At 58.2% G+C, this 17,616-nt stretch carries 16 protein-coding genes; 7 read left to right on the top strand and 9 right to left on the bottom strand.

Annotated elements, in window-relative coordinates; translation table 11 throughout:
- Positions 1–791: 791 nt before the first annotated feature.
- From NQL71_RS26065 to NQL71_RS26055, 3 genes are all read right to left on the bottom strand, one after another.
- Entirely contained in the window at positions 792–1,112 is a 321-nt protein-coding gene (locus NQL71_RS26065) for an isochorismate lyase (RefSeq protein WP_274643579.1), read from the bottom strand.
- Between the two features lie 116 nt (positions 1,113–1,228).
- Entirely contained in the window at positions 1,229–1,663 is a 435-nt protein-coding gene (locus tag NQL71_RS26060; protein WP_046817636.1) for a GFA family protein, read from the bottom strand.
- Between the two features lie 49 nt (positions 1,664–1,712).
- Positions 1,713–2,654, bottom strand: coding sequence for a carbon-nitrogen hydrolase family protein (locus NQL71_RS26055; protein ID WP_046817635.1), 942 nt, complete (start codon positions 2,652–2,654; stop codon positions 1,713–1,715).
- Positions 2,655–2,759: 105 nt separating this feature from the next.
- Here NQL71_RS26055 and NQL71_RS26050 point away from each other — a divergent pair, with 105 nt between their 5' ends.
- Positions 2,760–3,443 (top strand): winged helix-turn-helix transcriptional regulator, encoded by a 684-nt coding sequence (locus NQL71_RS26050; protein ID WP_046817634.1) that lies wholly within the window; start codon positions 2,760–2,762, stop codon positions 3,441–3,443.
- 75 nt (positions 3,444–3,518) lie between these two features.
- Here NQL71_RS26050 and gltS read toward each other — a convergent pair whose 3' ends face one another.
- Complete coding sequence (gene gltS / locus NQL71_RS26045) at positions 3,519–4,733, bottom strand: sodium/glutamate symporter (protein WP_046817633.1); 1,215 nt, start codon at positions 4,731–4,733, stop codon at positions 3,519–3,521.
- Positions 4,734–5,021: 288 nt separating this feature from the next.
- Between gltS and NQL71_RS26040 the strand changes: the two genes are divergently transcribed.
- The 3 genes from NQL71_RS26040 (at position 5,022) to NQL71_RS26030 (ending at position 7,420) form a co-directional block, all read left to right on the top strand.
- Positions 5,022–5,480, top strand: coding sequence for a metallophosphoesterase family protein (locus NQL71_RS26040; RefSeq protein ID WP_274643578.1), 459 nt, complete (start codon positions 5,022–5,024; stop codon positions 5,478–5,480).
- 102 nt (positions 5,481–5,582) lie between these two features.
- Entirely contained in the window at positions 5,583–5,990 is a 408-nt protein-coding gene (locus NQL71_RS26035) for a hypothetical protein (protein WP_143512482.1), read from the top strand.
- Positions 5,991–6,211: 221 nt separating this feature from the next.
- A complete protein-coding gene (locus NQL71_RS26030; protein WP_166622033.1) occupies positions 6,212–7,420 on the top strand; it encodes a patatin-like phospholipase family protein in 1,209 nt (402 codons plus the stop codon).
- 19 nt (positions 7,421–7,439) lie between these two features.
- Here the strand turns inward: NQL71_RS26030 and NQL71_RS26025 are convergent, their stop codons facing one another.
- From NQL71_RS26025 to NQL71_RS26010, 4 genes are all read right to left on the bottom strand, one after another.
- A complete protein-coding gene (locus NQL71_RS26025) occupies positions 7,440–7,712 on the bottom strand; it encodes a hypothetical protein (protein WP_046817630.1) in 273 nt (90 codons plus the stop codon).
- A 129-nt stretch (positions 7,713–7,841) separates the two neighbouring features.
- Complete coding sequence (locus NQL71_RS26020; RefSeq protein ID WP_046817629.1) at positions 7,842–9,500, bottom strand: arylsulfatase; 1,659 nt, start codon at positions 9,498–9,500, stop codon at positions 7,842–7,844.
- 307 nt (positions 9,501–9,807) lie between these two features.
- Positions 9,808–10,260: a hypothetical protein gene (locus NQL71_RS26015; RefSeq protein ID WP_274643577.1), complete on the bottom strand. Its 453-nt coding sequence runs from the start codon at positions 10,258–10,260 to the stop codon at positions 9,808–9,810.
- A 126-nt stretch (positions 10,261–10,386) separates the two neighbouring features.
- The gene (locus tag NQL71_RS26010; RefSeq protein WP_046817628.1) at positions 10,387–11,364 is read right to left on the bottom strand and encodes a LysR family transcriptional regulator; all 978 of its coding nucleotides are present in this window, start codon (positions 11,362–11,364) and stop codon (positions 10,387–10,389) included.
- Between the two features lie 168 nt (positions 11,365–11,532).
- Between NQL71_RS26010 and NQL71_RS26005 the strand changes: the two genes are divergently transcribed.
- Positions 11,533–13,569 carry an alkyl/aryl-sulfatase gene (locus NQL71_RS26005; RefSeq protein WP_274643576.1) on the top strand — a complete coding sequence of 679 codons (2,037 nt, stop codon included), beginning with the start codon at positions 11,533–11,535 and terminating at the stop codon, positions 13,567–13,569.
- Between the two features lie 141 nt (positions 13,570–13,710).
- Here NQL71_RS26005 and NQL71_RS26000 read toward each other — a convergent pair whose 3' ends face one another.
- Positions 13,711–14,670 (bottom strand): EamA family transporter, encoded by a 960-nt coding sequence (locus tag NQL71_RS26000; protein ID WP_274643575.1) that lies wholly within the window; start codon positions 14,668–14,670, stop codon positions 13,711–13,713.
- A 408-nt stretch (positions 14,671–15,078) separates the two neighbouring features.
- Between NQL71_RS26000 and NQL71_RS25995 the strand changes: the two genes are divergently transcribed.
- The gene (locus NQL71_RS25995) at positions 15,079–15,894 is read left to right on the top strand and encodes a transporter (protein WP_274643574.1); all 816 of its coding nucleotides are present in this window, start codon (positions 15,079–15,081) and stop codon (positions 15,892–15,894) included.
- A gap of 257 nt (positions 15,895–16,151) precedes the next feature.
- Entirely contained in the window at positions 16,152–17,513 is a 1,362-nt protein-coding gene (locus NQL71_RS25990) for an MATE family efflux transporter (protein WP_274643573.1), read from the top strand.
- Positions 17,514–17,616: the final 103 nt, after the last annotated feature.

Below are 17,616 nucleotides of genomic sequence, written 5' to 3'. Positions count from 1 at the left end.
GGCGAAGACGGTCTTGAATTTTGTATCGGGCTGGCGGGCCTCTTCGCTGGCAAGCCAGCGCCTACACAAACAGCGTGGTATTGCAGCGGACCATCCCGGCATTGCACGGGACCTGTAGGAGCCGGCTTGCCGGCGAAGGCGGTCTTGAGTTTTGTGTTGGGCTGGCGGGCCTCTTCGCTGGCAAGCCAGCTCCTACACAAACAGCATGGTATTGCAGCGGACCATCGTGGCATTGCACGGGACCTGTAGGAGCCGGCTTGCCGGCGAAGGCGGTCTTGAATTTTGTATTGGGCTGGCGGGCCTCTTCGCTGGCAAGCCACCTCCTACACATACAGCGTGGTATTGCACCGGACCATCGTGGCATTGCACGGGACCTGTAGGAGCCGGCTTGCCGGCGAAGGCGGTGTTGAATTTTGTGTTGGGCTGGCGGGCCTCTTCGCTGGCAAGCCAGCTCCTACACAAACAGCGCGGTATTGCACCGGACCATCGTGGCACTGCACGGGACCTGTAGGAGCCGGCTTGCCGGCGAAGGCGGTCTTGAGTTTTGTAGCGGGTTTGAGGACGCCTTCGCTGGCAAGCCAGCTCCTACACAAACAGCGTGGTATTGCACCGGACCATCGTGGCATTGCACGGGACCTGTAGGAGCCGGCTTGCCGGCGAAGGCGGTGTTGAATTTTATATTGGGTTTGAGGACGCCTTCGCTGGCAAGCCAGCTCCTACAGATCTGCGAAAGCCCTCGGCGTCCGTTTTTGTTCACGCCGCTGGTTCAGGGGGAATCCAATCCCTACGGATCAGGTCTCGGGTAATTGCGCCGACCAGTGTTTCATCTCCTCGGCAATACAATGCTTCACCAGATCGCTATACATCTTTTCGATCGCATCCGGGCTCAGGCCTTCTGCCTCAGCCCATTCCCGACGTGTCGCCAGCATTGAATCGAACCTGTCCTTGGCGCGCACCGAGGCCGCAGAGGTCTTGAATTTCGAAGCCGCCAGAACGTACTGAAAACGTCGGCCCAACAGCTTGATAACGGTTTGGTCGAGGGCATCGATCTCGCGCCTGATGTCCTCCATTCCTGTGCATTCTGCAGGTTGCAATGTATTGGAAACTTCCATGTAGGTAACTCCGTCTTGCTTATGTAAGAGCGAGCTTGCTCGCGAAAAATCCAAGGATGTCGCAAGTATCCGGGCACGTAATATCGTTCACGATCCTGTCGCGAGCAAGCTCACGCCTACTCATCCACGCAAACACCCGAACCCCCCAACTCTTTCGGCACATCCTTGAACTTGGGCAGTCCATCTTTGATGCGCAGCACCGACTCCTGATAATGGACATGCACCCCTGGCAAAAACTCAAGATCCGGAATGACCGCGGCATACACATCGATCAGCCCCATCCCCGGATGGTCGGTGAAGAGATGCCCGCCGCAACTCTTGCACCACTTGCGGTAACTCTGTGGGGTCATGTTGTAGGTGCCGATGTTGTCAGCCCCTCGAGTGACTTGCACTGCCTCGGGTTTCCACAGGGTGAAGGCATTGACCGGCCCTGCTGACCAATGCCGGCATGACTCGCAATGGCAATAACCCATCCCGGCCGGCTCGCCGCTGACGGTAAACTCGACTGCGCCGCAAAAACAGCTGCCTTTGTAGGACTGTTCATTGTTCATGGCATGACTCCCTGATCAGTTGTCAGGCGTTCGTTCGCCTGAATATTCTTCACTCGTCAATGTACTGCACCGCCGTTGCTGGCGTGCGCCGCACCTGCAGTTCGAAAATGTCCGGGCGCGCATAGTGCCCGGTAACGTCGAGCGCCCGCCGTGCCGGGGCCACGAGTGACACGTCGATGTCCGCATACAGGATGCCTGCCTCTCGGTGCAGTGGGCCGGCCACGATCCGGCCTTGCGGATTGACCACCACCGAGTCGCCGTCGTTGATCCACTCGTCCGGATCGGCAAACAGTTGCGCACGCGCCGGGAAGTCATCGGGAATGTCGCTGCCACGCAGCACGCTGCCACTGCCGAGCACCCAGCAGCGGCCTTCGAGTGCGATGTGACGCATCGTGCTGATCCAGCCTTCGCCAGTGTCGTACGTAGGCGCGATGTAGATTTCCACGCCTTGGGCATACAGTGCATAGCGCGCCAGCGGCATGTAGTTCTCCCAGCAGATGAGCGCACCCACGCGGCCGACCGGTGTATCGACCGCACGCAAGCCGGACGCATCACCCAAGCCATGCACCATGCGCTCGGGATTGGTGGGCATCAGCTTGCGGTGGCGGTTGAGCACGGCGCCGCTCGCGCCGATAACGACTACGCTGTTATAGAGCGTGCCGCCGCCATTGCGCCGGTCGCATTCATTGATGCCGCACACGATTGTCACGGCGTGGACCCTGGCGGCCTCGCACAATTGGCGCAGATCACCGTTGGTGATATCAACGGCGTTGGCCAGCAGTCGCGCGTGCAACTGGCCGATCACCGCGCCGTCCTTTCCCGCGGCCAGTCGCCAGATCCATGACGGGTAACCTGGTATGAACGATTCGGGCAAAACAATCAGCGCGGCTCCCGCCGCCGCGGCCTCGGCGACCGATTGCACGGCCCGGGTGATCGTCGCGCTGCGATCGAGCAGCACGGGCGGGCGCTGAATGATGGCGATCCTGGTCATGGCGTTCTCCTGGGGTGGTTGGCTGACAGAGACTTGAGCCTGCGCGTGGCGAAGTCGCGCGGCTAGTTCAGAATCTGAAGCGTTGCAGCGATGGGAGGGCAGGCGATGGAAGAAACCTACGGTCAGTTCTGCACGGTCGCGCGCGGTGCTGAAGCACTGTGCGAGCGCTGGACACCCCTGGTCGTGCGCGAGTTGCTGTGCGGCAGCAAACGCTTCAATGAACTGCACCGCGGCGTACCCCGGATGTCCACCAACCTGCTGGCACAGCGCCTGCGCCATCTGGAAGAAATCGGTGTGATACAGCGCACGGCCACGGGCAAAGTCTGGGAATACAGCCTGACCGAAGCGGGTGAGGAACTGCGCCCCATCATCATGGCGCTGGGGCACTGGGGCGCACGCTGGATCGGCAGTCGCCTGCGCGACGACCAACTCGACGCAGGCCTGCTCATGTGGGACGTGCGTCGGTTCGCGCGTATCGAGACGTTTCCGTCCCGGCCGGTGGTCATCCAGTTCAAGTTCCGCGACGCGCGACCCGGCGAGCAGCAATGGTGGCTGGTGGTCGAACAGGGCGTGGCAGACCTGTGCCGCGACGACCCCGGGCGCGAATTGACGCTTGTCGTCGACTCCAGCGTACGCGCGTTGACCGAAGTGTGGGCGGGCGACCGCACACCCCAGGAGGTGCTCCAGTCGCGAGAGCTGCGTGTAGACGGCGCGGCGCTGGATGCGCAAAGCCTGTGGCGCTGGCTTGGTACGAGTGCGTTTGCCGGTACTCGGAGTGCTGCGCGTTAGTCCTCAGACTGCCATCGTGAAACTTAAGCGGTCGATGAGCTCTTTGGGTCTTTCTGGGTAGCGCATCCGCAAACGCTAGAGACCGCTGAACATCCCAATAATCACGGCATTCACCAGGTCAATGAAAAAACCACACACCAGCGGCACGATAAGAAACGCCTGGTGCGCCGCACCATACTTCTGGGTCACGGTGGTCATATTGACGATGGCGGTCGCCGTAGAGCCAAGCGCAATCCCGCCAAAGCCTGAAGCAATCACGCTGGCCTCGTAATTACGGCCCATGAACCTGAACACCACAAAGTACGTGTAGAGCACCGTCAACAGGATCTGCAGGGTCAACGCGCAAGCAATGAACAGCAACGCGCCGCTGAGTTGCCACAATTGCAACCCCATCAACGCCATGGTCAAGAACATGCCCAGGCAAACGTCGGAGATCAGTGCCAGGCCCTGGCTGGCACCGCTCCAGGATTTCAGGCGCTGCTCGCCGAGCAGTCCCCGGACGACGTGGTGAATGACGATACCGGCGAACAGGCAACTGACGAACTTGGGCAGGGTGATCCCGCTATCCACCAGCAGCAGGTTGAGTCCGTAGCCGAGCATCAAGGTCAAGTTGAGCCACATCCACGCCCAGAGCACGTCGTAGTAGTCCAGCGGCTTGCCCTGCTGTTGATCGAGAATGCCGACTTCCAGCGCCGCATCCCGGGAGGGGGTGAGTTGATGGCGACGGATCAACCGGTTGGCGATAGGACCGCCGATCACACAGGCGGCAATCAGGCCGACGGTATTGCTGGCGATCCCCAATTCATGGGCGTTCTGAATGCCCAGCTTTTCGACGAACAGCGGTGCCCAGGCCAGGCTAGTGCCAATCCCACCTGTGAGGGAGATCGACCCCACCATCAAACCGGCCTTCGGATCAAGCCCGAATACCTCGGCCATCCCCATGCCCAGCGCGTTTTGCAGGAAGATAAACACTGTGGCGAGCACCAGCAGAATCATCAACGGCCACCCACCCTTGATCAACTGGCGAATGTCCGACTTCAGGCCGATGCCGGCAAAGAAGTAGAGCAGCATGGTGTCGCGGACTTGCAGGTCGAACTCGACCTGGATATTGAGCCCGAAGTACAACAGGCTCGTGACCGCCGCACAGACAAAACCGCCAACCACCGATTCGGGAATACAGTATTGACGCAGCAACGTGCTGTGCTGGACCAGCGTCTTGCCCAGAAAGAGCAGCAGGATAGCGAGCGTGAAACTCACCAGGCCATGTACAGCAAAGAGTTCGGCGGTCATCTATAGCCTATTGAAAAACCTGAAAAAAATATTATCCAGAGGAAATCGTACGGCTTACAGACCTGGGTCAACGAAAGTGCAGATCGTCGATCAAGCCGGACTCGGCCAAGGCAGTGCACAGCGAACCCTGGATGGCTATTGTGTTCATAGGAGTCCATTGCATGGCATGGGTTAAGGTAGGCGGGCGAACATCCGGGTCGTTGCCAGTGTGCCGGAGTGAGTCAAGCAGCTGATCCCGGAACATGCAAACACCGCTATGGTTAGCTGTATTCATTCCTGGAGCCTTGCATGAAAGTAGGCGTGATCTCCGATACCCACGGCTTGCTCCGCGCTGAAGCTCTCGCGGCGTTGCAGGGCTGTGAGCGGATCATTCACGCCGGCGACATCGGCAAAGCGCAAATTCTCGAACAACTGTCGGAGATTGCGCCGCTGTATGTCGTGCGTGGGAACAATGACCAGGCGGCCCCGTGGGCGGCGCACATCGCCGATCACCTGTGTTTCGAACTCAATGGGTGGCAGACCTTGCTGGCCCATGACATGGCCGATGTTCCGGCATTGCTGGATGCAGGTACAAGGCTGGTGATTACCGGGCATTCCCACAAACCACGCATCGAATGGAGCGGGGAACGGCTCTTTCTAAACCCAGGCAGCGCGGGGCCGAGACGGTTCAAGCTGCCGGTGACGTTGGCAGTGCTCGAACTGGAAAGCGGTCTGATTGAGCCGCGATTGGTGTCGTTGTTGGAGTGAGCAGTTTCCGAAAGGCTGGCCGTTGGCAAAAGATCAGAAACCCGCTATTACGTTAGTAGTTGCCACTTCATTCATTGCAGCTCGTCGAAGGTAAGCCCCACGATGCGAAATCCACTGAGGCATTCGAACGTTCGATTTGGTTTTTTACTGGGTGTTATCTCAATGGGGCTGACCGCTTGCACCAGCGATGAGAACTATAGTGCGCCTGCAAAAGAAATCACTCGTCCACCTATCGATGACAGCGAGACGTCGTCTGTGCGAGTCACAACTAGTTGGCTCCAGCACTCACTTAGCCAAACAGGCTGTCTGGAGCACGCCAGAGCGGCTCTGATTAAGGCTAGGTATTTTGTTGAAACAGGAGAACGATCTGTTTATGGATTGCGTGAAGGCATGACCTTTTCAATTCGCTGCGACTACGAAGGCGTGGCTTTTTTCGCAGTGGCTTATCGCAAAAGGCCAAGTACTCAAACCCAGGATCGAATCTTGAATGAGATCACCCGGCTATTTTAACGACTAGGCAAGAGGTATTTTGGCTCGCCAAAGTTGGTTGCGACTTACTACCTCCGCATTACTGATGAGGCTTACGGTGAGCGACACGAGCGAGCGAAAAAATTCATAAGCGGACGCTTGGCATCGTTGCCCCCTCAATAAGTTTTTTTATCCGCTAAACGAGCGCAAAATGAGCGACCTGGTGTTCGAATGATCCGACTGCAGGGGCCGGAGGAGGTGTTTTGAAACCGTTCCCGCTCAAACCCGGCGAGTCGACCCTGGACATGTTTCTTCAAGCGTGTCTGCCTCGGCGTGACGCTGTACCGCCAACCTTGACGGACAAAGCGGTCATCCCTGGCATTCCCGATGCTCGCTACCGGTTGGACCACGACCTGACGCCGTTCATCCAGGATGCGGTTCAGGCCAACAAACGAGAAAGCGAGAGGCTCGCCGAGGCCGGGAAGCCGAACGACATCCTGCCGCTGGCAAGCATGCTGGCCGTTTCCGGCGGCGGCGATGCAGGCGCATTCGCAGCGGGGCTGATTGCTGGATGGACCACCCATGGAACCCGGCCCATGTTCAAGGTCGTCACGGGTATCAGCGCGGGCGCTTTGATCGCCCCGTTCGCTTACCTGGGCCCTGAGCACGACGGCGTGATTCGGTATGTCTCCAATGCGATCGGTCCAAAAGACATCTTTCATCCGCGAAGTGTGCTGACCCGTCTTGCCAGCGACGGTATAGCGGACAGCAAGCCACTGTCGCGGCTCATTTCAACCTACGTCACGGCAGAGATTCTCGCGGCGATCGCGGCGCAGTACGCCACAGGACGAATCCTGCTGATCGGCACAACCGATCTTGATTCAGGACGACCCGTCACCTGGAACATGGGCGCCATTGCGGCAAGCCAGGCACCGGGAGCGCTCGATCTGTTTCGCAACATCATGCTCGCGTCAATGAGTATTCCCGGTGCCGTCTCGCCCGTCATGATCGATGTGGAAGTAGATGGCCAACAGTTTCATGAAATGCACGTCGACGGCGGGGTAATCACCCAAGTGTTCCTTTACCCACCTGGCACCTTGGTGGGGCTGAACCGGGCCGCCGGAGTACCTTTGCGACGGGAACGGCATTTCTATGTCATTCGAAATGGGACACTGGAGCCGCAGTGGTCCGGGACCAAGCGCCGTACCTTGAGCATCGGCGGACGAGCCATCAGTGCATTGATCCAAACCCAGGGGATCAGCGACCTAGAGCGGATTTACCGTATGGCGCAGCAGGATGGAGCCGACTTCAACCTGGCCTACATTGGCGCCGACTTTGATTTTCCGCGCACTCGCAAATTCGATGGCGAGTACATGAAGCGATTGTTCGATTACGCCTTTCAACTCAGCGCGAAGGGCTATCCGTGGCATAAATCGTCGCCGAACGAAAGCCGGCAAATCCCCGGACTATGAGGCTGCCGACACAAGGCCCTTATTTGATTTGAGTTTTAATTTCGGTTCCTGGCACGAAGAACTTACCCGGATCATCGACCTTCTTCAGGTCAATCAAGGCTCGGCAAACGCAATGTGAGAAATTTTCCTGCAACGTGTCGGGATCTATTGATGCCACTTGCGAGAGTTGTATGTGTTGTCCCTCGGGTGTTTTATAGCAGACACAATTATCAAGTTTGGTGATGCCGTAATCATCCGACTGGCAAGCAGTGGTCAGCAAAGTGATGGTGATGAGCATGACGAAGCGTTTCATTGGCTCCCCCCGAGGCTGGAGTGAAGGGCTTACTCCAGAGGAAGCTTAGCTGTCATTTTCCATCGCTCCATTACCCGCTGCTCGCGAAGTGGCGACCCCTGATGAGGCCGCCATGTTTCGCCGGTCTGCTCAGTTACCCGCTGGCATCGGCAGGTTGATCCCTTCTTTTTTCAGGGTGTCACGCACGTACTGGAATTTCTGGTACTGCGACAGCTCGATCGGCCCGTCATAACCCATGCTTTGCAGTTTGCGCGGTGGGTAATCGACGTAGGTTTTCATCAACTTGATGATTGCGCCCGTGATCGGCACCATCGTCCAGGTGCGCTCGGTGAAGTTGTTCATGAACAGGTCATAGCGCTCTTGCGGGTCTTGCCACAAGTCAAAGACCTGGGGCACGGTGGCCACGTATTTTTCTGCGCCTTTCCACCCCAGGTTGGTGTCCACCGCCAAGCCGCCGGTTTGCGCGCCATCGTCACCGCGCAGGTTGAACACGGCCTTGTAGTTGCCGACACGGGCTGCCCCCGGTGACAGTTCGTTCTCGGTGAAGTAGAACCACTCCTTGCGCGGAGAAGGGCCACTGCCGGTGAGTACCGGGGTCATGTCGTAACTGTCGAAGATGATGGGCTGACCTTCGCGATCTTTTTCCGGCAACTTCACGCCAGCGACAGAAGCGAACGTCGCCATCAAGTCCAGGCCACCAAGCATTTCGTGGTTTTTGGTGTCGGGCTTGATCTTGTCTGGCCAGACGGCAATGGCCGGTACCCGGTTGCCGCCTTCACGCACCGTGCCCTTGGTGCCGCGGAACGGGGTGTAGCCGGCGTCGGGATAAACATCCTGCCAGGCCCCGTTGTCCGTGGTGTAGACCACCAAGGTGTTCTTATCCAGGCCCAGCGCCTTGAGCTTGTCCATGATGCGGCCGATGTGGGTATCGAGTTCGACGACAGAGTCGGCGTACTTGGACTTGGACATGGACTTGTGAACGAACTCCGGTGCCGGCATGTTGGGCTGGTGCACTTTCATGAAGTTGACGTTGATGAAGAACGGCTTGTCCGATTTGGCTGCGGTGTCGAGAAACTCCAGGGCGGCTTTTTCCACGTAGTTGTCAAAGAACGGAATGCCGACCACGCCGGGTTTGCCGTCTACGACAGGGGTGTCCACGTACTGGCCGTTGACCTTGAATTCTTCGACCGGTTTTTCCCCCGCCTTGCCGGACAATGCGCCCTTGGTGACCCTCTGGAACATCTCGCGGGTTTGCGGATCCATGTCCGGGAACCAGGTGGGGTCTGCGTAGGTGTAGGCGTTGAGGTGGTACAGGCCGACGTACTTCATCACGTCGTAACCCTGGGCATTGGGCAGCGCATAATCGGCTTCGCCCAAGTGCCACTTGCCGGTGAAGTAGGTGTCGTAGCCGCCGGTTTTCAACACCGATGCCAATGTCCACTCGGCGGCTGGCAAGCCACCGCCCTGGCCCTGGAAGGCCACGGTGGTCATACCGCTACGATTGGGAATACGCCCGGTCTGCATGGCCGCCCGACCCGGTGTGCAGCTTGGCTGGGCATAAAAAGAGTAAAAAGTGACCCCTTCTGCCGCCAACTGATCGATGCTGGGCGTCGGCATGCCTCGACCGACCCCACCGCCATAGGGGCCCAGGTCGCCATAGCCGGTATCGTCGGAGACGATAAACAGAATGTTGGTCTTTTCCGTCTGGGCTGCGTGGGCAAATCCGGTCAAGGACAAAAGAGTGGCAAACACCAGAGAGAATTTGAAACGATCCGATAGCTGTTCCATCCAGGATTCCTCGTTGTTTCATGTGGGAACCGGGTGATGAGTGCACATCAATGTTGACCCTTGGTGCATTGACCACCGAGTAATCAGCCTAGGTACTGCGTACAGAATCATTTCCCCCTTGTTGCATGACCGTGCACGGATTAAGGCGCAGGAAGGAGTCTAGTGCGGTTTTTTTCAAATGAGCGGGCGATTGCAGTGTTTTAGTGGCTGATGTAACGCCAGGATTACAAACTGGATCAACATCACCATGTATAGGGAAAATACAATCGCCACTTAGAATGGGTCGACTCAAATGACTACAGGCGATTCATCGAGTCGCGTGTACAACATCGCCGCAGAAAATATCGGCGTTGCCGTCCTCGGGTGAAGTACGCACAACAACCGAGTACTTGCCGGAAAGCAGGTCTGGCAGGGGTATCGGCGCGCTTCTGTAAAAGGTCCATCCACCGGTTCCTGCATTGGGTTCAGTGTTGACCTTATCGTTCATTGCGAACGCGGCTGGCCCAGGTTGCTGACAACTGCCTTTGTTGATGAAGGTGTAGATGCGCGGCGGCAAGATGGTTCCGTTTGGAACGCCAGTTATGTAGAAATCAAAATTGGTTTGATTGCCTTCGCCGGTCAATGTGGTCGTGGCGGTATGACCAGGATTTTTCTGGGTCGCTGGCAAAGGAAGATTCATTGACTGGTGGTGTGATGAACTGGAGCAACCGAAGAGCGATGCGGTGATCAATAGCGCTGACAGCAGGGGACGGAGTTTCATTGCCAACCTCCAAGAGTGGAAGAAGTGCGGTGGGGGGAGTCTTGGGTATAGCTCAGTCACGCGGCGTTGCGTTCTTGAATATCCCGCGCAATCGCCAAAGTGCATGAGATTTCGGCAGGCGAACCACTAACCTTGATTCTTTTTTGCTGCGCTTGTCATTTCGGCCAGCACAATTTCACGCTGACAAATTTCCTCCTCTACAACCCGCACCTCATTCATGTAAACCTCCACTGCGGGCGGCAGTGAGCGCTCTTTCAGATAGATAAAACCATAGCGGGTGCGCAGGGGCAGGTCATGGAGGGGTAATGGTACGACTTCGCCAGCGAGGAACTCTCGCTCAAAAGTCGATAAATTCCCTACTGCCAGGGCGTTACTGTGCTCGACGAATCTGACGATTTGCATGGGCACGTCTATTTCGATCGCCGGTACAAAATCACCCGTCAAGGGATCGTAGGCGCCGGCACAGCCCAATGTTGCCGGAAGCAAATGGGTCGCCAGTCGCAACGGAATGCGCGAGGCCACCCAGGGGTAATCGAGTGTTTGCGCCAAGGTGGGTGGACGTTTTTGCGATAGCAGCGGATGGCCCGGGCGACAAAACAGGCGGCCCACATGCTCACCCAACAATTCACAGGTGAACTCTTGCCGGCCTTGCAAGGTGCTGATTTCGGCGATCCCCAAGTCGACTGCGCCGGTGGCGACCTGATGGGCGACTTCGCGCCAGCCGGCGACATGGGCAGTGACCTTGATCTGCGGATGCCGTGCATGCAAACGCGCGATGCTGGCGTATCCGCTGGTGACACTCGGATAGGGACCCAAGGCAACTTTCAGCGCGCCGATATCGCCTCCCGCCAGTAAGGCGATGTCGCGCCGCAGATCCTCCTCGGCCACCAACAGGCGTCGGCTTTTTTCCCGCAGCAACTGACCAAACGCCGTCAGTACGACGCCATCCGTGCGGCGATCAAACAGCGTGACCCCCAGTTCACTCTCCAGCAACTGGATGCTTTTGCTCAGCGCCGGCTGGGAAACCCCCAGCGCTTTGGCCGCTCGACCAAAGTGGGCATGTTCAATCAACGCCAGAAACTGACGTAAGCGACGCGGCGTCATGTCATAACCTTAATGTTATCGGAAGTGGTTGAAACGGAATTTTTCGGAATGAAGTGAATATGCTATTCATGGCCTGGCGGGTCAAGTTGACGCGTACCCAATAAATACAATCGAGCGCACGTTTGCGCATTGACGCTCATGTCACCCCCTTTAGCGCAGGAACCCTTAATGCACAACAAGACCCTTCATCTGGCACTGGCAATCACGCTTGGGAGCGGCATCAGCCCCATCCTCTTTGCTGCCGATGCAAACGGCGCAAGTACTGATCCGGCCGCGACACAACACGCGCACTTCGACAGCAAGGGCAAAGCGCCTTCGTCCTACACCATCGAAGCGCAGAATGCTGTACGCCAGTCACTTCCGTTCACAGACCAACGCGACTTTGAAGAAGCCAGGAAAGGCTTCATCGCTGCACCGTCCTACAACAAGATCATGGCCGATGCCGGGAATGTCGCCTGGAACATGGGCAGCTATGACTTCCTGCTCGGTGGCAAGGACTTTGACAGCATCAATCCTTCCTTGCAGCGCCAGGCAGTGCTCAACATGGCCTTCGGTCTGTATGAGGTCGTTCCGGAAAAGATTTACCAAGTGCGTGGGTTTGACCTGGCCAACATCACCTTCATCAAGGGCGATACGGGCTGGATCGTGTTCGACACCCTGATGTCGAAGGAAACCGCCAAGGCTGCCCTGGATTTCATCAATGAAAAACTTGGCAAGCGCCCGGTCGTGGCGATAGTGATCTCTCACTCCCATGCCGACCATTTCGGTGGTGTCCGCGGTCTGGTCGATGAAGCCGATGTGCGCAGCGGCAAGGTCCCGCTCATAGCACCAACCGGTTTCATGGAGCACGCCGTGGCTGAAAACGTCTATGCCGGCAACGCCATGACCCGCCGCGCCTTCTTCCAATACGGCGTGATGTTGCCGCACAGCCCCTATGGCCATGTCGACATGGCCATCGGAAAAAATGCCTCCATTGGCAACATGGGGCTGATCGAACCCAATCGCTACATCGCGAAAGATTTCGAAAGCCTGACCATCGACGGCGTGGAAATGGAGTTCCAAAGTACTCCCGGCACTGAAGCCCCCGCGGAGATGAACACTTGGTTCCCGCAATTCAAGGCCTTCTGGGCAGCCGAAAACATCGTCGGCACCATCCATAATATCTACACCTTGCGCGGAGCCCTGGTCCGAGATCCGCTGGTCTGGTCGAAGAACATCAACAACGCCTTGTATCGCTACGGACAACAGGCCGATGTCATGTTCGCCGCCCACAGTTGGCCGCGCTGGGGCAATGAGCGAATTCAAGACGTCATGCGCGCGCAACGCGATGCCTATGCCAACCTGAACAACGCCGTACTGCACGCCGCCAACCAGGGCGTCACCATCAACGAGATTCATAACGTCTACAAGTTGCCCGAAAGCCTGAAAAACAACTGGGCGACCCATAGCTATCACGGCTCCGAAGAGCACAACAGCCGTGCCGTGATCAACCGCTACCTGGGTTACTGGGATGCCAACCCGGCGACACTGATGCCGTTGTCGCCGAAAGATTCTGCACCGTTGTACGTGGACATGATGGGGGGCGCGGACAAGATCATGACAAAGGGCAAATCCTTGTTCGATCAGGGCAAATACCGCGAAGCCTATGAAATTCTCAATAAACTGGTGTACGCCGAACCCCAGAACACCCAGGCCAAGGATCTGCTTGCAGACGTCTACGAGCAGGTTGGCTATCAGAAGGAAAGTGCGGGCGTGCGCAACAGCTTTCTCACCGCAGCGAATGAATTGCGCCATGGCATGCCCAAGGGAGTGCCGCCAAAACCCACCGGGCCGGACATGATCCGCGCCATGAGCACCGAGTTGTGGCTGGAATACCTTGGCATCGCACTGGACGGCAGCAAGGTCGCGGACCAACACCTGGTCCTGAATCTCAAGACACCCGACAACGGTGAGCAGTTTGTGGTTGAGTTGAGCAATTCAACGCTGACCACCATCAAGGGGCAGCAAGCGAAAAAGGCTGACCTGACCATCACGCTCAACCGCTCGGATCTTGAAAGCGTGATGGCAAGGAAAACCAACTTCGCTCAACTGGTCGCGGCAGGTAAAGCCACCTTCGAAGGCGACCACAAGCCCTTCGAACGGTTGATGGCCGCCATGACCCCGTTTACACCTACCTTTGAACTGCTGCCCGGCACCCAGCAGTAATTCATCAGGGCCGGGTGCTGCCCTGTTTCAGTCTGAGGCTACCTTGCGCATCCAGTGACACTGTGTGCGCAAGGTGCCAGAAGCTTTCACAGCGGGCCTGTTGCCGACGCTGCCCCCCGTGAATAATGAAACCAGTTTTTCTCACACCACAGCTTTGGCGCCAGCCTTGATAGCTGATTTGCGATACGTCAGCAAAACGATGCCGGTGACCACAATCACCCCACCCAGGATCTGCCCCGCACTGAGCATTTGATCCAGCACAATCCAGCCCATCAGCAACGTCGCCAACGGCTCGATGTTCATGACCGGCGCATTGCGTGGCATGTCCAGGCGAGGCACCGAAATGAACAGCACGATAAAACCGGTGCCGTACAGCACAACCAAGGTGGCCAGCGCCAGCCATCCGGTCGAGGTTGCGGGCAGGTTTAGTCCGCCTGGCAGGGCGCCAGTCAGTCCCGCCAGATTGACGCTGCTGAAGACGATGAAAATGGTCAACAGACTGCGCACCGAACCACGTACCTGAGACAACTTGTGGTCGGTGATCCATAGCGCGCAGGCGAACACGCTGGCGGCGCAGAACGCGAGCGCGACGCCCAGCAGCCATTGCGGGCTGACGCTGGTCGTGGTCGAAAGGCGCCCGGGGACATCCAGCACAAACACCAGCCCCACCAGAATCAAACCCATCAACGTAGCGGTGCGCGCGGTCGGTCTCGGGCCACCCATCGCCCAAGTGAGCAACGCCAGCAGGATGGGAAACACGTTGGCCACCAACAGCGCCAGCGCCACCGGGACGCGAGCGACGGCGGAGTACAGACACAGGCTCTGCGCGGTAATCAGAAGGCCCAACAGTAATTGCCAGCGCCATGCACCGGCCGGCAGACGCAGACTTTGTCTTTGCCACAGTACCAGGCTTGCCAGCACCAGTAAGGTCCCGCCAGAACGCAACAAAATCGCCAGCAACACACCCGCGCCATCATCAAAGGCGACCCGTGCCGCCACATGGTTACCGGCGAACGCGCAACCCATGCACAAAAGAATGATTACGGCGAGATGGCGGGGGAAGGGCGGCGGTACGGTTTGCGCAAATGTAGGGCGGGGCATGGCAGATCTCGAAGGGTGATTGGCCCACTCGGGCATGGTGTGAGCGGTTTTATTATGTTGTCGTACAACTCTGTCGTTTTGTACCCTGTTCGGCTAGGTTGGGCAAGAGAGATTGGAAGGGCGACAGGCTTTAGTACGCGGCTGGAAGGCGATGTTCTGGCGTTTCGGGTGAAGGGTAGAGATCATATGACCTGATCGTTCAGGGCCAAATCATGCAATTTTGCGAGCCTTCTCGCCCAGGGTTGGAATCGGTGTCACCAGGTGAAACGCTCAATGGGTCGGGTGGGCATTCGGGCGTAATTACCCGAGGCGTCAAGAAAACCTGAACTAAGCTCTTCGGGGCCGCCGAGTATCGAGGCGGTTCAACCGCAGTGGTAGGGCACCCTCGATATCGAGAAGGAGCTACTGATGAGCAAAATCTTTCACCTTATGCCCGTCATAGCCCTGGCGATTCTTTGGCCCAGCATCGGTCGAACTGCCGACAGCCAGGCCGAGCTGGCCAAACAATCATTGAATCCGGTAGCGGCGCTCTACAGCGTGCCCATCCAGTACAACTGGAACCAGAAACTCGGCCCCAGTGGCGAGGGCTACCAAAGCGTCACCAATATCCAGCCGGTGCTGCCCTTTACCCTCAATGACGAGTGGAATCTCATATCCCGAACCATCCTGCCGGTTATCGATCAACACGGTCTGGTACCCGGGGGCGAGGCGGACAAATCCGGGGTCGGTGATGTTACCCAGAGTTTCTTTTTTTCACCCAAGCATCCAACCGCGAGCGGCTGGATCTGGGGGGCAGGGCCGGTAATCCTTGTGCCAACCGGCAGTGATGAGCTCTTGAGTGGTGAACAATGGGGGGCTGGACCTACCGTGGTGGCCCTCAAGCAAAGTAACGGCTGGACCCGCGGCATCCTGGCCAATCACATCTGGTCGCTGGACAACAGCCCGCCTGACGACAAAGACAAGATCAACCAGACTTTCCTGCAACCCTTCTTCAGCTACACCACCCATACCTATACGACCTTCGGCATCAACACCGAGTCCACCTACGACTGGCAGACCCGCGAATGGTCGGTGCCCATCAACCTGTTCGTCACCCAGTTGTTCAAGGTGGGGCATCAACCCATGAGCCTGCAAGTGGGGCCGCGCTATTGGGCTGACAGCCCGAAAGATGGCGCGCAGGGCTGGGGGTTTCGGGTGGCGTATACGCTGTTGTTTCCCAAGTAACTGTTCGCAAACCGCAACGGTTCGCACGACAACAGCGTACTGGCCGCAAAGTCGAATGACACATTGACTCCGCAGCCTGGGCCCGCATGCGCCGGCCAATCACGTCCATCAAATCGCAACCGTCGCGCAGCGGAACCTTTCACCTAACATCGCCGGGAAATTAAACACAGCGCCGAAATCATCATTGCCCCTGGCCCGTAACTCGCCGAAGCTATCCTCTTTGAGCCCTCACGCCGTCGAGATGGACCTCTACCCCCATGCAAACCCCAGCCCAACCGCAGCGCGCCCTTTGGAAAACCTACCTGCTTTTCCTCGCCCCCATGGTCCTGTCCAATTTCCTCCAGTCCATGTCCGGCACCGTAAACAGCATCTACATCGGCCAGATGCTCGGCACCCAGGCGCTGGCGGCGGTGTCGGGCATGTTCCCCATCGTATTCTTCTTCATCGCCCTGGTGATCGGCCTGGGCGCGGGGGCGGGGGTGTTGATCGGCCAGGCCTGGGGAGCGCGGGAGACGCATTTGGTGAAGGCCATCGCTGGGTCGACCTTGTTGTTGGGGTTGTTGATCGGGCTGGTGGCAGCGGTGGTGGGGAGTGTGTTTGCGCGGTCTTCCTTGGTGGGGTTGGGGACACCGGGGGATGTGCTGGACGATGCGGTGGCGTACGCGCATGTGATGTTGTGGTTCATGCCGACGCTGTTGGTGTTCGTGTTGTTCACTCAGTTGTTGCGCGGGGTGAGCGATACGTTGTCGCCGTTGTTGGCGCTGGTGGTGTCGACCTGTATCGGCCTGGCGCTGACGCCGGCGTTGATTCGCGGCTGGTTGGGGTTGCCGCCGATGGGGATTCAGAGTGCGGCGTTTGCCGGTTTGGCGGGCAATCTGGCGGCGATGGGTTGGCTGGCGTGGCGCTTGATTCGCAAGGGCCATCCGCTGGCGCCGGACCGGGAGTTTTTCGCGGCGATGAAGCTGGACATGGCGATCCTCGGCAAGGTGTTGCGCATCGGCTTGCCCACCGGCCTGCAGATGGTGGTGTTGTCGCTGTCGGAGCTGGTGATTTTGGCACTGGTGAATCAGCACGGTTCCCAAGCGACGGCGGCGTACGGTGCGGTGACGCAGATCGTCAACTATGTGCAATTCCCGGCGCTGTCGATTGCGATCACGGCGTCGATCCTCGGGGCGCAGGCGATCGGGGCAGGGCGTGTCGAGCGTATCGGGCCGATCCTGCGCACGGGGTTGATGATCAACGTGTGCCTGACCGGTGGCCTGGTGGTGCTGGGGTACCTGCTGTCGCACTGGTTGCTGGGCTCGTTCCTCACCGAGGACGCGACGCGCAGCATGGCCGAGCACCTGTTGCACATCATGCTCTGGAGCCTGTTGGTGTTCGGCTTCCAGGCGATCATCGGCGGCATCATGCGCGCCAGCGGCACGGTGATGGTGCCGGTGGCGATCTCGATTGTGTGCGTGGTGGGCGTGCAGTTGCCGGTGGCGTACGTGTTGGATGCGCGGTTTGGGTTGCAAGGCGTGTGGATGGCGTTTCCGGTGGCGTATCTGGGGATGCTGGCGTTGCAGACGCTGTATTACAAGCTGGTGTGGCAGCATCAGAAGATTGAGCGGTTGGTGTAGGGGGGAGCGCCAGGATCAGCCCAGAATGGATCGGGGGGCCTTGTTTTGGGGCTTGCTGACAGCCTCCGTCGAACCGACAATTGATGATGTGATGCGAACCGTC

The sequence above is a fragment of the Pseudomonas serbica genome (assembly GCF_028823535.1).
Taxonomy (GTDB): Bacteria; Pseudomonadota; Gammaproteobacteria; order Pseudomonadales; family Pseudomonadaceae; genus Aquipseudomonas; species Aquipseudomonas serbica.
This window is presented reverse-complemented; position numbering and strand designations above follow the sequence as displayed.

Coding starts and splice junctions, on each gene's coding strand:
- NQL71_RS26065 (WP_274643579.1), bottom strand. CDS start 1,112: ATGGAAGTTTCCAATACATTGCAACCTGCAGAATGCACAGGAATGGAG.
- NQL71_RS26060 (WP_046817636.1), bottom strand. CDS start 1,663: ATGAACAATGAACAGTCCTACAAAGGCAGCTGTTTTTGCGGCGCAGTC.
- NQL71_RS26055 (WP_046817635.1), bottom strand. CDS start 2,654: ATGACCAGGATCGCCATCATTCAGCGCCCGCCCGTGCTGCTCGATCGC.
- NQL71_RS26050 (WP_046817634.1), top strand. CDS start 2,760: ATGGAAGAAACCTACGGTCAGTTCTGCACGGTCGCGCGCGGTGCTGAA.
- gltS (WP_046817633.1), bottom strand. CDS start 4,733: ATGACCGCCGAACTCTTTGCTGTACATGGCCTGGTGAGTTTCACGCTC.
- NQL71_RS26040 (WP_274643578.1), top strand. CDS start 5,022: ATGAAAGTAGGCGTGATCTCCGATACCCACGGCTTGCTCCGCGCTGAA.
- NQL71_RS26035 (WP_143512482.1), top strand. CDS start 5,583: ATGCGAAATCCACTGAGGCATTCGAACGTTCGATTTGGTTTTTTACTG.
- NQL71_RS26025 (WP_046817630.1), bottom strand. CDS start 7,712: ATGAAACGCTTCGTCATGCTCATCACCATCACTTTGCTGACCACTGCT.
- NQL71_RS26020 (WP_046817629.1), bottom strand. CDS start 9,500: ATGGAACAGCTATCGGATCGTTTCAAATTCTCTCTGGTGTTTGCCACT.
- NQL71_RS26015 (WP_274643577.1), bottom strand. CDS start 10,260: ATGAAACTCCGTCCCCTGCTGTCAGCGCTATTGATCACCGCATCGCTC.
- NQL71_RS26010 (WP_046817628.1), bottom strand. CDS start 11,364: ATGACGCCGCGTCGCTTACGTCAGTTTCTGGCGTTGATTGAACATGCC.
- NQL71_RS26005 (WP_274643576.1), top strand. CDS start 11,533: ATGCACAACAAGACCCTTCATCTGGCACTGGCAATCACGCTTGGGAGC.
- NQL71_RS26000 (WP_274643575.1), bottom strand. CDS start 14,670: ATGCCCCGCCCTACATTTGCGCAAACCGTACCGCCGCCCTTCCCCCGC.
- NQL71_RS25995 (WP_274643574.1), top strand. CDS start 15,079: ATGAGCAAAATCTTTCACCTTATGCCCGTCATAGCCCTGGCGATTCTT.
- NQL71_RS25990 (WP_274643573.1), top strand. CDS start 16,152: ATGCAAACCCCAGCCCAACCGCAGCGCGCCCTTTGGAAAACCTACCTG.